The sequence below is a fragment of the Embleya scabrispora genome, assembly GCF_002024165.1.
GTDB lineage: Bacteria > Actinomycetota > Actinomycetes > Streptomycetales > Streptomycetaceae > Embleya > Embleya scabrispora_A.
This window is the reverse complement of the sequence record NZ_MWQN01000001.1, coordinates 251167-265789: the sequence shown is the minus strand read 5'-3', so window position 1 is coordinate 265789 and position 14623 is coordinate 251167. Positions and strand designations below refer to the sequence as shown.

General features: G+C 71.6%; 12 protein-coding genes. 9 read left to right on the top strand and 3 right to left on the bottom strand.

The genetic code is table 11. The features are described from left to right. Positions 1–177 precede the first annotated feature (177 nt). Complete coding sequence (locus B4N89_RS01200; RefSeq protein ID WP_078974008.1) at positions 178–1797, bottom strand: PQQ-binding-like beta-propeller repeat protein; 1620 nt, start codon at positions 1795–1797, stop codon at positions 178–180. A 347-nt stretch (positions 1798–2144) separates the two neighbouring features. Then, positions 2145–2447: a hypothetical protein gene (locus B4N89_RS01195; RefSeq protein WP_078974007.1), complete on the bottom strand. Its 303-nt coding sequence runs from the start codon at positions 2445–2447 to the stop codon at positions 2145–2147. Positions 2448–2708: 261 nt separating this feature from the next. Here B4N89_RS01195 and B4N89_RS48835 point away from each other — a divergent pair, with 261 nt between their 5' ends. Further along, the gene (locus B4N89_RS48835; RefSeq protein WP_143657796.1) at positions 2709–3638 is read left to right on the top strand and encodes a hypothetical protein; all 930 of its coding nucleotides are present in this window, start codon (positions 2709–2711) and stop codon (positions 3636–3638) included. A gap of 281 nt (positions 3639–3919) precedes the next feature. Here B4N89_RS48835 and B4N89_RS01180 read toward each other — a convergent pair whose 3' ends face one another. Next, positions 3920–4576 (bottom strand): GntR family transcriptional regulator, encoded by a 657-nt coding sequence (locus B4N89_RS01180; RefSeq protein ID WP_078974004.1) that lies wholly within the window; start codon positions 4574–4576, stop codon positions 3920–3922. Between the two features lie 105 nt (positions 4577–4681). Between B4N89_RS01180 and B4N89_RS01175 the strand changes: the two genes are divergently transcribed. From B4N89_RS01175 to B4N89_RS01140, 8 genes are all read left to right on the top strand, one after another. Beyond that, positions 4682–6670 carry a beta-galactosidase gene (locus B4N89_RS01175; protein ID WP_235618419.1) on the top strand — a complete coding sequence of 663 codons (1989 nt, stop codon included), beginning with the start codon at positions 4682–4684 and terminating at the stop codon, positions 6668–6670. Beyond that, complete coding sequence (gcvPA, locus tag B4N89_RS01170) at positions 6667–8001, top strand: aminomethyl-transferring glycine dehydrogenase subunit GcvPA (RefSeq protein WP_078974002.1); 1335 nt, start codon at positions 6667–6669, stop codon at positions 7999–8001. The genes B4N89_RS01175 and gcvPA overlap by 4 nt, the downstream gene beginning before the upstream one ends. After that, positions 8001–9557, top strand: a complete 1557-nt coding sequence (gene gcvPB / locus B4N89_RS01165; RefSeq protein ID WP_078974001.1) for an aminomethyl-transferring glycine dehydrogenase subunit GcvPB — start codon at positions 8001–8003, stop codon at positions 9555–9557. The genes gcvPA and gcvPB overlap by 1 nt, the downstream gene beginning before the upstream one ends. Beyond that, positions 9554–10660 carry an ATP-NAD kinase family protein gene (locus B4N89_RS01160; RefSeq protein WP_078974000.1) on the top strand — a complete coding sequence of 369 codons (1107 nt, stop codon included), beginning with the start codon at positions 9554–9556 and terminating at the stop codon, positions 10658–10660. Before gcvPB ends, B4N89_RS01160 begins: the two co-directional genes overlap by 4 nt. Then, a complete protein-coding gene (locus B4N89_RS01155) occupies positions 10657–11424 on the top strand; it encodes an SDR family NAD(P)-dependent oxidoreductase (protein WP_078973999.1) in 768 nt (255 codons plus the stop codon). The genes B4N89_RS01160 and B4N89_RS01155 overlap by 4 nt, the downstream gene beginning before the upstream one ends. An 81-nt stretch (positions 11425–11505) precedes the next feature. Further along, the gene (locus B4N89_RS01150) at positions 11506–12792 is read left to right on the top strand and encodes an ABC transporter substrate-binding protein (RefSeq protein WP_235618418.1); all 1287 of its coding nucleotides are present in this window, start codon (positions 11506–11508) and stop codon (positions 12790–12792) included. A gap of 12 nt (positions 12793–12804) precedes the next feature. Next, on the top strand, positions 12805–13767 hold the full coding sequence (locus tag B4N89_RS01145) for a carbohydrate ABC transporter permease (protein ID WP_078973998.1): 963 nt from the start codon (positions 12805–12807) through the stop codon (positions 13765–13767). A 15-nt stretch (positions 13768–13782) separates the two neighbouring features. Next, positions 13783–14622, top strand: coding sequence for a carbohydrate ABC transporter permease (locus B4N89_RS01140; RefSeq protein WP_078973997.1), 840 nt, complete (start codon positions 13783–13785; stop codon positions 14620–14622). The last annotated feature ends 1 nt before the right edge of the window (position 14623 follow it).

Here is a 14623-nt window from a genome sequence, read left to right as displayed (position 1 = left end):
CCGGTGGGTGCACCGGGTCGAGTCGACTGAGGTGTTGCCGCAGCTTGCGTGCGCGGCGGAGTCGGGTCGTGCCCGGTGCCTGCGCACCGCAGCGCGTGTGGGTGAGACATCGGGTGGCGTGGTGGGTGCACCCGACCGGTGTCGGCCAAGGCGGCGGCGCAACCCGGGGTGTCGGCTTCAGGTGTTTCTTCGGGCGCCGGCGATCAGGCGGTAGCCCAGGCCGGTGGTGGTTTCGTCGACGAGGAACAGCCGGCCGTCGTGTTCGAAGGGCTTGGGCATCGCCTCCGCGAGCGAGACGCCCAGGCGCAGCGGGTATTCGTCGAGGACGGTGATGTGGCCGTCGTCCGGGTCGAAGCGGACCAGGCGCGGCGGCTTGCTGCCCCGGGCGTTGACCCACACGCGCAGGGCGCCGTCCGGCTCGACCGCGATCGGGGCGGCCTTGCTGTCCACGCTCAGGCCGACCACCTTGACCGCGGCGGGCAACTCGGAGATCCAGCGCACCCGGCCGCTCGCCCGGTCGATCGCGATGATCTGGTTGGCGCCGGGGGAGGACGAGGCGTGCACGGACCGGCCGTTGTTGCCGGGCACGTAGATGGTGCGCTCGTCGGCGAGCAGGCGCGGGGCGGTGCCGCGGGCGTCGCCGACCAGGGGATTGCCGGTGTCGATCGGGTACGCGGGCTCGCCGCGATCGGTCAGCACCGTCGGTCGGATCGCGCCGCCCGAGCCGGTCGGCTCGTTGACGATGACCGGGGAGGTGGCCACGACCGGGGAGGCGCCGGGCGGGCCGCCCTTGGGCAGGGTGTGTGTCCAGGCCGGTTTGCCGGTGGCGGGGTCCAGGGCCCAGACCGTGTCGGCGCCGGCGCACTGTCCGTTGGCGACCAGCGCCGCGCCGCCGCGGAATCCGGTGACCCGGCAGCCGGCCGCCACGGTGTTCGCGGTCCAGAGCTGGGCGCCGTCCCGGATCCGGAACGCGGTGTCGCCGCTGACCGCCACGCCGTGCGAGACGGCCACCCGCTCCTGGGCCGGGGTGTCCCTGGCGGTGCGCGGCTTGCTCCAGACCTCGGTGCCGGAGGTGACGTCGACGCCCGCGACGCGGTCGCAGGCGGTGCCGACGCCGTAGACGATCACCGCGATCGTCCCGTCGGTCTCGGCGCCGGCGGCGCACATCGAGGCGCCGCCCGGAAGCGGCTTCTCCCAGGCGGTGGCCCCGCTGTCGACGCGGTACGCCACCACGCGGGCACGCTCCGAGCGGACCACGGTGTCGCCCTGGAACCAGGTGCCCTCGAGGGTACGGGGGTCCTTGGCCGCGCTCGCCGGGGGCTTCGGACCGTCCCGGCCCTCCTTCAACGCCCAGGAGACCGCGACGTGTTGGCCGGAGTTGTCGTAGTCGTTGGCGTCCTTGACCGCCTGCCGCACCGCGCCGACGCCGGCCACCGCGAGCACGGCCAGGGCCAGGAGCGCGCTGCGGAGCAGGACCGGGCGATCCCGCCGCACCCGGATGCGGGTGGGGTCGAGCGGCGGGCCGAAGACGAAGTGGTGGTCCGAGGGCGCCGGTTGCAGCGGCATCGGGGACGACGGGGGTGTCGGGCCGCCGGGGCCGCCGGGGCCGTGGGGCGGCAACGGACCCGGGCCGGCCGGGCCGCCGGGGCCGCCGTGCGGCGGGTAGGTGTGCGGGCCGGCCGGGGGGTGGGTCTCGTACAGCGGCAGGTTGGGGTTCGCGACGAAACCGCCGCCGCCGGAGGAAGGGGGATACGGCGCCGGGCGGGTGTGCGACTGCGGCTGCGCCTGATGCGGCACGTGCGGCTGCGGGTGCCCGTGGGCCGGGGCGTGCGGCTGCGCAGGTGCCTGACCGTGTGGTTGCGCTGGTCCGGGTGCCGGGGGTGGGGCGAAGCCGGGGCGGCTCGACAAGGCCGGCTGCGGGGATGTCGACCGCGGTGGGGCGAAGCCGGGGCGGCCCGACGTGTTCGATCCGGGCGGCCCGAACGGCGGCGGGCCGGAGGGTGTCGGCTGCGGGGGCGCGAACGGCGGTGGTTCGGCCGGGGTCGGCTGCGGCGGGGCGAACGGTGGTTGCTCGGACGAGGCCGCTCGGGCACGCCGGTGCTCGTCCCACGGGTCCTGCGGATCGGTCGGGTTCTGCGGGGTGCTCACGCGGCGGCTCCCGAAGTGCCGGGTATCACCGGGGCGCCGAGGCCGACCTCGTGCGGGCCCGGCAGGTCCTTGAGGTCGCGGCGGTCCACGTGTCCGACCGACTGGCCGACGTTGTGCAGCCACAACACGAGGAAGGTGATCACCGCGGCGGAGGCGGCGGTGATCAGTACGCCCACCACGATCACCAGGAGCTTGCGCGGTGCGGCCGGCCCGCGGGCCGGAGCGGGCTCCGGCGGCGCGCCCCACGGCGTCGGCGTCGGTCCGGCGGCCTGTCGCCGCGGTGGCGATGACTGCGTCATGACGATCGTGCCCCCCGTGTCCCGTTACCTGTTCACCCCGTGCCGCGTCGATTACCGTACCGACCCCGGCCGCCCGCCGCCGACAATCCGGGCCGGTTCGAGGGTGGACCCGCCACGACCGAGGGATCCGCCCGGGCCGCACGTGCGTCGGACCGGCGTCGGGCCCCCGTCGCGGCGGTGCCGTGATGGGAGAGGATGTGGTCCGGGCGTCGTCGGCCGTAGTCGGCGACGCATCGTAAGTCGCAACGGGGAAGTGGATCCGTGTCGTTTCAGCAATCGCCGGGCGGCGAGCAGCCGCAGCAGCCCCCGGGTGGGCCGTATGGTCCGCCGCCCGGTCCGTACGGGGCGCCGCCGCCTCCCGGTCAGCCATACAGTGGCCCCTACGGCCCACCCGGCCCGCCGCACACGGCGCAGCCCGGCGCCCATCATCCCTACGGGGCCCCGCCGCCACCGGGCCAGTGGGGCTACGGGCCCGGATACGGCGGCCCGCCGCCGCCCGGGCAGCCCAAGCGCAAGGTCGCGATCATCGTCGCGGCCGTGGTGGGCGTCATCGCCGTGGGCACCGTCGCGGTGCTGGGTGCCACCGGCGCGTTCTCGTCCGACGACAAGGACCCGGTGGCCAAGCCCACCTCGTCGTCGCAGACCTCGGGCCCGCCGACCACGCGGCCCACCTCGCCCGCGCCGGCGCCGCCGGACCTGCCCACCACCCGCCCGCCGAGCACCACGTCGGCGCCCAAGCGCACCGTGGACACGCCCGACAGGGCGGGTGGGCTGAACAAGATGAGCGACGACGCGTATCCGGCGCAGAAGTCGCTCCGGGACGGGGCGAGGCCCGGCTCCAAGGTCGCCGCGTACGGCGCCTCGGGCTCGACCACGCCGAGCGCGGTGGTCATGGTGATGGCCAACCCGGCCCCGGGCCAGTCGCCGATGACGACGATGGATCAGATCATCGCCGGCATGCGGGAGGGCGCCGACGAGAAGTCGGCCGACCTGGGGGCCGTCCGCGAGATGGGCGCCGGTTCGATGGGCGGCGTGTTGCGCTGCACCACCATCAAGTCCGGCGGCAAGGCGCTGCCGACCTGCGTGTGGGCCGACGCGGACACCGTGGGCGTCGTGTACGGGATCAACGACAAGACGCTGGACGAGACCGCGGCGCAGACCCTGCGGCTGCGCCCGGACCTGGAGAAGTGATCGAGGGGTAGCACGCGACCGCCGATCTCCCGGCCGGGCCCACGGGCCCGGCGCGCCGGGCACTTCGCATACTCCGTACGCCCCGACGACGCCCGCCGTCGTCGGGGCGTCGTCGTCCGCCCGCGTACTCGTGCCGCGTCCGGACATGCCGACGCGACCGACGGCGGCGGGCGGCGTCGGTGCGGACGGGCCGGGTTTCGCGGAACCGCCCCGGGCGGGCCGGCTCCGACGAGCCCGGCCCCGACCAGGCCGGAGGCGGCCCGTCGGGGGAGCGGGGTCGGTCAGGCCGTACCCGGGGCCGCCGGGATCCGGCTCGTCATGCGCTCCATCCCGCTGATCCAGTTGTCGCGCAGCGCCGCCGTGGCCGCCGGGACGTCGCCGGCGCGCAGGTGTTCGGCGATCCGGCAGTGCTCCTCGGCCTCGCGCTCCAGCAAGGTGTCCTCGCCCGCGATCAGGTGGGTGTAGCGGCGCATTCCCGCCTTCACGCTGGTCACCAGATCGAGCAGCCGCTCGTTCGGGCACCGGCCGAGCAGCAGGTCGTGCCACTCGTCGTCGTGCCACTCGATCTCCGACTGCTCCGCCACCGGATCCGGGAAGCCCCGGGCCAGACGCAGCAACTCCGGTGCCATCTCCCGGAGTTCCTCCGGGTCGGAGAGCTCCAGGGCGAGTGACTCCAGGCCCGCGACGATCTCGCACAGCTCGCGGAACTCCTTGCTGCTGACCGGCGCGAACCGGAAGCCGCGCCCCTGATTGCTCTCCAGGACACCTTCGCCGGCGAGGGTGATCAGGGCTTCGCGCAGGGGAGTGCGGCTCACGCCCAGCTCGGCGGCGAGCACCACCTCGTTGATGTCCTTGCCCGCCGCGAAGTCGCCCCGGTCGAGGCGCAGAAGCAACTCCTCGCGGATCTGCTCCCGCAGAGGTCGCCGCTGGATACCCATGTGTCGGTTACTCCTCGTGTCGATCGTCGCCGATATCTGGTGCTTGACATGTCACACCGTAGCCACCTTGAATTATGAATACAGAATACATGAACGGAGATCAACGTGCGGTTGACGCGAGTGCCGGGATTGCTGTTCGGAGGTGACTACAACCCCGAGCAGTGGCCGGAGGAGGTCTGGGCCGAGGACGCCAAGCTGATGGTCGAGGCCGGCGTGAACATGGCGACCGTCGCGGTCTTCTCCTGGTCACGTCTGGAACCCCGGCCCGGGGAGTACGACTTCGGCTGGTTGGACCGGGTGCTCGACCTGCTGCACGAGCACGGCATCGCCGCCGATCTGGCCACCGCGACCGCCACCCCGCCGCCCTGGCTGGTGCGGGAGCACCCCGAGGTGATGCCGGTCGACGCGCACGGCACGCGGCTCGAATTCGGCTCGCGGCAGGGCTACTGCCCCAGCTCGCCGATCTTCCGCGCGGCCACCGTCCGGCTCGCCCGGGCGATGGCGGAGCGTTACGGCAGCCACCCGGCGCTGGCGATGTGGCACATCGGCAACGAGTACGCGGACCACACGCTGGAGTGCTTCTGCGACGAGTCGGCCCGGCACTTCCGCCGGTGGCTGACCGACCGGTACGCCGACATCGACGGCCTCAACGCCGCCTGGGGCACCTCCTGCTGGGGCCAGCACTACACCGACTTCGGCCAGATCAACCCGCCGCGCGTGGCGCCGGGACCGATCAACCCGGCCCAGGTGCTCGACTGGCGGCGCTTTTGCTCCGACGCGCTCCTGGAGTGCTTCGAGGCGGAGAAGGCCGTGCTGCGCGAGGTCACCCCCGAGATCCCGGTGACCACCAACTTCATGAGCATCCTGCACGGCCTGGACTACTGGAAGTGGGCCGCCGCCGAGGACTTCGTCAGCGACGACGCCTACCCCGACCCCGCCGACCCGACCTCGCACACCGGCATCGCGCTCAGCTACGACCTGATGCGCTCGCTCAAGCGGCGCCCGTGGCTGCTGCTCGAACAGGCGCCGAGCGCGGTCAGCTGGCGCGAGGTCAACGTGCCCAAGCCGCCCGGCAAGATGCGCCTGGACAGCCTCCAGGCACTCGCCCACGGCGCCGACGGCGTGATGTTCTTCCAATGGCGCCAGGCCCACTACGGTCCCGAGAAGTTCCACTCCGCGCTCCTGCCGCACGGCGGTGTGCAAACCCGAGGATGGCAGGACACGCTGCGCCTGGGCGGCGATCTGGGCAAGCTCGCCGAGATCGCCGGCACCTCCGGCCGCGCCGACGTCGCGCTCGTCCTGGACTGGGACTCGTGGTGGGGCCTGGAAGCCCCCGAGTCGATGCCCACCAAGCGCCTGGCCCTGCTGCGCCTGATGCGCACCTGGTACGAACCGCTGCACGCGCTCGGCATTCCCGTCGACCTGACCCCGCCCGACCGCGACCTGTCCGACTACCGCCTGGTGATCGCGCCCAACCTGTACCTGTGCACCGAGGAGAGCGCGGCCCACCTGCGCGCCTACCCCGGCGAACTGGTCGTCGGCCCGTTCAGCGGCGTGGTCGACGCGGCCGACCGGATCCACCCCGGCGGCGCCCCCGGCCCGCTGCGCGAACTGCTCGGACTGCGCGTCGACGAATTCTGGCCGCTGGCCGACGGCGTCGAGCAGGGCGTGCGCTACGCCGACGGCACCTCGGGCACCGCGACCCGCTGGGCCGAGTGGATCCGTACCGAAGGTGCCGCCACCGTCGCCGAATACGCCGACGGCGACCTCGCCGGACAACCCGCGATCACCCGCCTGGACCGCGTCACCTACGTCGGCTGCGCCCTGGAGGACGTCACTCCCGTACTCACCGACGCGCTGACTCGCGCCGGCATACGCCCGGTCGCCGACCTGCCCCCCGGCGTCGAGGCCGGGCTGCGAACCGGCCCCGACGCCGACTACCTGTTCCTGCTCAACCACGGCACGACCACCGCGGCACTGACCCTGCGCGCCCCCGGCACGGACCTGCTGACCGGGCGCGACCTGCACGGCTCGATCGAGATCGGACCCAGGGACGCCGTGGTGCTGCGCACCGCACACGAGGGAGAGAAGTGACCCACCCCTATATACCCAACGCCGAGCCGGCCGTACGGGCCGAGATGCTGGCCGCCATCGGGGTCGAGTCCGTCGAGGACTTCTACGCCGACATCCCTGCCGCGCTGCGCCTGAACCGCCCGCTCGACCTGCCCGCGCCGATCACCTCGGAGCACGAACTCGTCCGGCACATGGGCGCGTTGCTGGGACGCAACACCGACACCACCGAAGTGCTGAGCTTCCTGGGCGGCGGCTGCTACCCGCACCACGTGCCCGCGGTGTGCGACGAGGTCAACACGCGCGGCGAATTCCTGACCGCCTACGCGGGCGAGCCGTACGAGGACCACGGCCGCTTCCAGGCGATCTTCGAGTACGTCAGCATGATGGCCGAACTCCTGGAAATGGACGTCGTCAACGTCCCCACCTACGACGGCTTCCAGGCGTCCGGCACCGCGCTGCGCATGGCCGCCCGCTACACCGGCCGCTCCACCGTCCTGGTCACCGCCGCGATCGGCGCGGACAAGCTGAGCAAGCTGCACGACTTCCTCGCGCCCGACATCGAGATCGCCATGATCCCGGTCACCGAGACCGGCGAGGCCGCCGCGTTCACCGTCGACGACAGCGTCGCCGCGGTCTACCTCGAATACCCCAACGCGTACGGCGTGGTCGAGACCCGGATGGCCGAGATCGCCGAACTCGCGCACGCCCAGGGTGCGTTGCTCGTGGTGAGCGCCGACCCGATCGCGCTCGGCGTGCTCGCCCCGCCCGCGACGCTCGGCGCGGACATCGTCTGCGGCGACATCCAGTCGCTCGGCATGCACCAGAGCTACGGCGGCGGCCACGCCGGCTACATCGCCACCCGCGACGAACCGCGCCTGGTCGCCGAGTTCCCCTCCCGCCTGTTCGGCATCGCGCCCACCGCGGTGCCCGGCGAATACGGCTTCGGCGACGTCTTCTACGACCGCACCTCCTTCGCGCTGCGCGAGGAGGGCAAGGAATGGGTCGGCACCGCGGCCTCCCTGTGGGGCATCACCGCCGGCGTCTACCTGGCCCTGATGGGCCCGGAGGGCATGCGCGAGCTGGGCGAGACCGTCCTGGCCAGGACCCGCTACGCGATGGACGAACTCGGCGCCGTACCCGGCGTGCGGGTGCTGCACCCCGAGGGTGTGCACTTCCGCGAGTTCGCCGTCGAGGTGGCCGACGCCGACGCGCTGCTCACCGCGCTGCGCGCGCACGGCATCTTCGCCGGTGTCCGCCTGGACGCCGGCACGCTGCTGGTCTGCGTGACCGAGCGGCACTCCAAGGACGACATCGACACGCTGGTGCGAGCGGTACGAGAGGTGCAGGGCTGATGGGTGCCGTCGGAGAATCCTTCGCGAAGTTGCCGATCGAGGCCAAGCCGCCGCTGCGCCGGTTCCACCAGGCGCGCTGGGACGAGCCGATCATCTTCGAGCTGTCCAGCCCCGGCCGGCGCGGCATCGGGGTGCCCGAGGCGGGCGTGCCCGCCGTCGAGCTGCCGGCCGCGGTACGCCGCCAGGCACCGCCCGCGCTGCCGGAGATGTCCCAGCTGCACGTGCTGCGCCACTACGTACGGCTGTCCCAGGAGACGCTGGGCGTCGACGTCAACATCGCCGTCGGCCAGGGCACCTGCACGATGAAGTACAGCCCCAAGGTCAACGACCGCTTCGTCAGCGACACGCGGATCGCCGAACTGCACCCGGCCCAGCCCGAGGACAGCGTGCAGGGCGTGCTGGAGATCTACTGGCGCATGGAGCGCATGCTCGCGGAGATCTCCGGTCTGCACCGGGTCAGCCTTCAGCCCAACTCCGGCTCGGCGGCCATCTACACCAACATCGCGATGATCCGCGCCTACCACGCCTCCCGGGGCGAGGGCGAACAGCGCGACCAGGTGATCACCACGATGTTCTCGCACCCCTCGAACGCGGCCTGCGCCAAGCTCGCCGGGTACGAGGTCATCACCCTGATGCCGGACGCCGACGGCCACCCGGACATCGAGGCACTGCGCGCGGCGGTCGGCCCGCGCACCGCGGCGCTGATGATCACCAACCCGGAGGACACCGGGATCTACAACCCGCGGATCGCCGAGTTCGTCGAACTCGTGCACGGCGTGGGCGGGTTGGCCTGCTACGACCAGGCCAACGCGAACGGCATCCTGGGCATCACCCGGGCCGCCGAGGCCGGGTTCGACCTGTGCCACTTCAACCTGCACAAGACCTTCTCCACCCCGCACATGTGCGGCGGGCCGGCCGCGGGCGCCAGCGGTGTCGCGGAGAAGCTGGTGCCGTTCCTGCCCGGCCCCACCGTCGAGTTCGACGGCGAGCGCTACTTCCTCGACGCCGACCGGCCGCAGTCGATCGGCAAGGTCCGGCCGTACCTGGGAGTCACCCAGAACGTGGTGCGCGCCTACGCCTGGATCATGGCGCTGGGCGCCGAGGGCCTGCGGCAGGTCGCCGAGACGGCGGTGCTGAACAACAACTACCTCCAGCACAAGATCCTGCAGATCCGCGGCGCCTCCGCGCCGTGGGGCAGGCGCCGACTCGAACAGGTGCGCTACTCGTGGGAGGAGCTGTACGAGGAGACCGGCGTGCACTCGGAGGACATCGGGGTGCGTGCGGCCGACTTCGGCGTGCACTACTGGACCAGCCACCACCCGTACCTGGTGCCCGAGCCGTTCACCCTGGAGCCCACCGAGTCGTACTCCAAGGAGGACCTGGACGAGTACGCCGCGATCCTCGCCCACGTCGCCGAGGAGGCGCGCACCGACCCGGAGTTCGTCAAGGGCGCGCCCTACAACCAGACCGTGCACAAGATCGACCCGACCTGCCTCGACGACCCGGAGCAGTGGGCGCCGACCTGGCGGGCCTACGTCCGTAAGCACCTGTCGTGAGAATCGGCCTGATCGTCAACCCGGTCGCCGGCCTCGGCGGCGCGGCCGGGCTCAAGGGCAGCGACGGCACCGAGGTCCAGCGCGAGGCGCTGGCCCGAGGTGCCACCGCCCGGGCCGGCGAGCGCGCGGCGGCCGCGGTGCGCGCGCTGCTCGCCGCCCGCCCGGACGCCACGGTGGTCACCGTGCCGGGTCCGATGGGCGAGGCCGCCGCGCGGGCGGGCGGCGCCGAGCCCGAACTCGTCGCCTTCGCCCCGGGCGAGCCGTCCTCGGCGGGCGACACCCGGGCCGCGGTCCGCGCGCTCGCGGCGGTGGACGTGCTGCTGTTCGCGGGTGGCGACGGCACCGCCCGCGACGTGCTCGACGCCGCGCCGGGCGGGCCCGTGCTCGGCATCCCGGCCGGGGTCAAGGTCTACTCCGGCTGCTTCGCGGTCGGTCCGGCGGCGGCGGGCCTGGCGGCCGTCGAGTTCGCCGGGAACACCACCGAGGCCGAGGTGGTGGACCTGGACGAGCAGGCCTACCGCGAGGGCCGGGTCAGCCCCCGGCTGTACGGCACACTCACCGTGCCGGCCGCCCGGGTCCGGCTCTCCGGCCGCAAGACCGGCTCCACCACGGCGGCGCCGGCCACGGTCGAGGGCATCGCCCGCGAGGTGGTCGCCCGGATGCGTCCCGGCGTGCGCTACATCCTGGGCCCCGGCAGCACCACGCGCGCGGTGGGCCGGGCCCTGGGCAGCGAGGGCACCCTGCTCGGGGTGGACGTGGTCGCCGACGGCGTGCCGATCGGGACCGACGTGAGCGAGCGGGCCCTGCTCGACCTGGTGGACGGGCACGAGGTGGCCGCGGTGGTGTCCGTGATCGGCGGCCAGGGCTTCGTGCTCGGCCGGGGCAACCAGCAGATCAGCCCCCGGGTCCTGGCCCGGGTGGACGAACTGACCGTGCTGGCAACCCGGGAGAAGCTCGCCGCGCTCGGTGGCCGGCCGCTCCTGGCCGACACCGGGGACCCGGCCACCGACGCCCGACTCGGGGGCTATGTCCGGGTGGTCACGGGCTACCGCGAGAGTGTCCCCTATCGAATTGTTCCTGCTAGTGAGGAGAGCGTCGGATGAACGGGATGACTGGATCCCTGCACGGCAAGGTCGCCATCGTCACCGGCGGCGGCTCGGGCATCGGCCGCGCCACCGCGCTGATGTTCGGCGCGGAGGGCGCCGACGTGGTGATCGCCGACATCGACGCCGCGGCCGCGACCCGCGTCGCCGAGGAGATCTCGGCGCAGGGCGGCCGGGCGGTGGCGGTCAAGGCCGACGTCTCGGCCGAGGCGGACTGCGTGGGCGTGGTCGCCGCGGCGGTGGAGACCTTCGGCGGACTGCACGTGCTGTTCAACAACGCGGGCATCATCCGGCGCGCCGACGCGATCGGCACCTCCGTCGACGAGTGGGACCGCGTGATGGCGGTCAACGTGCGCTCGGTGTTCCTGATGTGCAAGCACGCCGTGCCCGCGATGACCGACGGCGGCTCGATCGTCAACACCGGCTCCGGCTGGGGCCTCAAGGGCGGCGGCAACGCGATCTCCTACTGCGCGTCCAAGGCCGCGGTGGTCAACATGACCCGGGCCCTGGCGATCGACCACGCCGCGGCGGGCATCCGGGTCAACTCGGTCAACCCCGGGGACACCGACACCCCGATGCTCCGCGAGGAGGCCCGGCAGCTGTCCGAGGAGTGGGCGGCGTTCGAGGCCGACGCGGCCGACCGCCCGATGGGCCGCGCCGGCCGGCCCGACGAGATCGCCCGCGCGGTCCTGTTCCTCGCCTCCGACGCGGCGAGCTACATCACCGGTACCGCCCTGGTCGTGGACGGCGGCGGCCTCGCCTAGTCCGGGCCCCGCCGCTCCCGAGGGCGGCAGGCCCCTTCCCCGCACGTGCACGTCCCGCACTCATCCCCCCGGAGGCACATCGTGTCAATCTCCCGCGCCGCGAAGACCGTGGCCGTGCTGGCCGCCGGCGCCGCGCTCGTCGCCACCAGCGGTTGTGGCGGCAGCAGCGGTTCCGGTTCCGGCTCCAAGACCACCATCACCTGGTCGACCTGGGGCAACCCGGAAGAGCTCGCCCGGTTCAAGGCATTCGAGAAGGACTTCGCCAAGCGGCACCCGGACATCAACCTGAAGCTCCAGGCGGTGCCGTCCTACAGCGACTACCACGCCAAGCTGCTCACCCAGCTCTCCTCCAAGACCGCGCCCGACGTCTTCTACGTGGGCGACGACTTCGCCGGGAAGTTCGTCTCCGCCGGGGTGCTCGCGCCGCTCAACGACAAGATGGCCGCCCCCGACAGCAAGGCCAAGCCCGAGGACTTCTTCGACGGTCTGTACGGCGGCGCCAAGAAGGACGGCCAGATCTACGGCATCCCCAACGACGCCAACCCCGAAGTGCTCTGGTACGACAAGCAGACGCTCAAGGACGCCGGGATCACCGAGGACCCGGCCGCGCTGAACGCCCAGGGCAAGTGGACGATGGCCACGTTCCTGGACATGAACCGCAAGCTGAAGGCCGCCGACAAGGCCGGCTCGGTCTTCTACAACTGGTACGGCTCGACCTACAGCATGATCAACGGCTTCGGCGGCAAGGTGTACGACGGCGGCAAGTTCGTCGGCAACACCGACCCCAAGTCGCGTGAGGCATTGAAGACGCTGGCCGACGGCTACCAGGACAAGACGTTCCTGGTCGCCGACGTCCTGCCCGAGGGCAACGGCGCCGACGTGCAGTTCATCAAGCACAAGGTGGGCTTCGCCGCGGGTGGCCGGTGGATGATCGACACGGTCAAGAAGGGGCAGCAGGACAACTACGACATCGTGCCCTTCCCGTCGCAGACCGGCGTGCTGATGCCGCAAACGGTGGGCACCTCCTTCCTCGCGATGAACAAGGACACCAAGAAGGCCGCGGCGGCCTGGACGTTCATGTCCGAGTTCGTCTCCAAGGACGGTCAGACGCTGCGCCTGAAGGGCGGCGGCAACGCGGTGCCCTCGGTCAAGGGCGCGGAGAGCGTGGTGATGGAGGGCTACCCCGCGCACGCGCAGACCTTCATCGACGCCCGTGACGGCGGCTTCGCCAACTACCCCGAGGAGGCCGGCGTGCCCTCGCTGACCGCCGAGATCAACGACCACCTGCTGAAGCTGTGGACCGGCAAGATCGGCTTCGACCAGGCGATGAACGAACTCGGCTCGCTCGTCTCCGCCAAACTGCACTGACCGGGGGCCGCCGTGACCACGTCCACGCTCAGCCGCACCACCGACACACGGCGCCCGACCACCGAGGAAACCTCCGAGCGCCGCCGGTCCCTTCGGGGCCGGCGGCGCCGGGAACGGTGGTGGGCCGCCCTCTTCCTCGGGCCGCAACTGGCCTTCCTGCTGCTGTTCACCCTGATCCCGCTCGGCTTCGCGGTCGTACTGGCGTTCATGAAGTGGGACGGCCTGGGTGAGAAGTCCTGGGTCGGCTTCGACAACTTCCAGACCCAGCTGTCCGACCCCACGTTCCGCGACGCGGTCCTGAACACGCTGACCCTGGGCCTGATCACGGTGCCCGTGGGCCTGGCGCTGGCGTTGTTGATCGCGATGGCGCTGAACAACGTGCGCGGCAAGACCTTCTACCGGGTGGTCTACTTCCTGCCCGTGGTCACCAGTTCGGTCGCGGTCGCGGTGATCTGGCAGATGCTCCTCGCCAGCGGCGACCTGGGCATGCTCAACAACACCGTGCACGACTGGTTCGGGATCACCCTGCCCGACTGGCTCAACGACCCCGACTGGGTGATGGTCGCCATCGCGGCGGTGACCATCTGGTCCTCGCTCGGGCTGAACGTGGTGATCTTCCTGGCCGGCCTCCAGTCCATCCCGGCACACCTGACCGAGGTGGCCCGGATCGACGGCGCGGGCCCGCTGCGCATCTTCCGACACGTGACGCTGCCGCTGCTGTCGCCGACCATCTTCTTCTCCTTCGTGGTCGCGGTGATCAGCTCGTTCCAGGCGTTCGACCAGATCTACGTACTCGTCGACCCCGACCACAACGAGGGCGCGCGCACGATCGTGTACCAGGTCTACGACCTGGGCTTCAAGAAGTTCGAGTTCGGCGCCAGCAGCGCCGCCGCCCTGCTCCTGACGCTGATGACGATCGTGGTGACCCTCGTCCAGTTCCGCGCGCAAAAGCGCTTCGTCCACTACGAGTCGTAGGAGAGGAGGGTCGTGATGGTCACGGCCATCCGCCGTCGTATCGGCACCGTCGCATTGCACACCCTGCTCGTCGTGGGCGGGCTGCTGATGGTGTTCCCGTTCATCTGGATGCTGCTCACCGCGTTCAAGGGCGAGGGGCAGATGATCCAGGATCCGCTGTCCTGGATCCCGGATCCCTGGCGGGCGAGCAACTTCCCCGACGCCCTGGACGCGATGCCGTTCGGGCGCGCCTACTGGAACAGCTTCTACATCGCCGCGATCACCGTCGTGGCCACCCTGCTCACCGCCTCGATGGCGGCCTACGCGTTCAGCCGGATCGACTTCCCGTTCTCGCGTTCGCTGTTCGTGGTCTTCCTGCTCACCCAGATGGTGCCCACCCAGGTCACCCTGGTGCCGCTGTACGTGATGTTGTCGCACTTCGGCTGGATCGACACCCACATGGCGCTGATCCTGCCCGCCATCGCCAACCCGTTCGCGGTGTTCATGATGCGCCAGTTCATTCGCGCGGTGCCGATCGAACTGGAGGAGGCCGCCCGCCTCGACGGTGCGAACCGGTGGACGATCTTCACCCGCATCGTGCTGCCCAACATCAAGCCGGGCATGGCGGCGCTGGGCATCATCGTCTTCCTGGGCAGCTGGAACAGCTTCATCTACCCGCTGATCTTCCTGAACTCGGAGGACAAATTCACCGTTCCGATGTTGCTCGCCTCGTTCAAGGGCCAGCACGGCGGACTGGACTACGGCCTGCTGCTCGCCGCGTCGACGATCTCCGTGGTGCCGATGCTGATCGCCTTCGTGATCGGCCAGCGGAAGATCATCAACAGCATGGCGGCATCCGGCATGGGAGGACGCTGAC

Coding starts and splice junctions, on each gene's coding strand:
- B4N89_RS01195 (WP_078974007.1), bottom strand. CDS start 2,447: ATGACGCAGTCATCGCCACCGCGGCGACAGGCCGCCGGACCGACGCCG.
- B4N89_RS01180 (WP_078974004.1), bottom strand. CDS start 4,576: ATGGGTATCCAGCGGCGACCTCTGCGGGAGCAGATCCGCGAGGAGTTG.
- gcvPB (WP_078974001.1), top strand. CDS start 8,001: ATGGGTGCCGTCGGAGAATCCTTCGCGAAGTTGCCGATCGAGGCCAAG.
- B4N89_RS01155 (WP_078973999.1), top strand. CDS start 10,657: ATGAACGGGATGACTGGATCCCTGCACGGCAAGGTCGCCATCGTCACC.
- B4N89_RS01140 (WP_078973997.1), top strand. CDS start 13,783: ATGGTCACGGCCATCCGCCGTCGTATCGGCACCGTCGCATTGCACACC.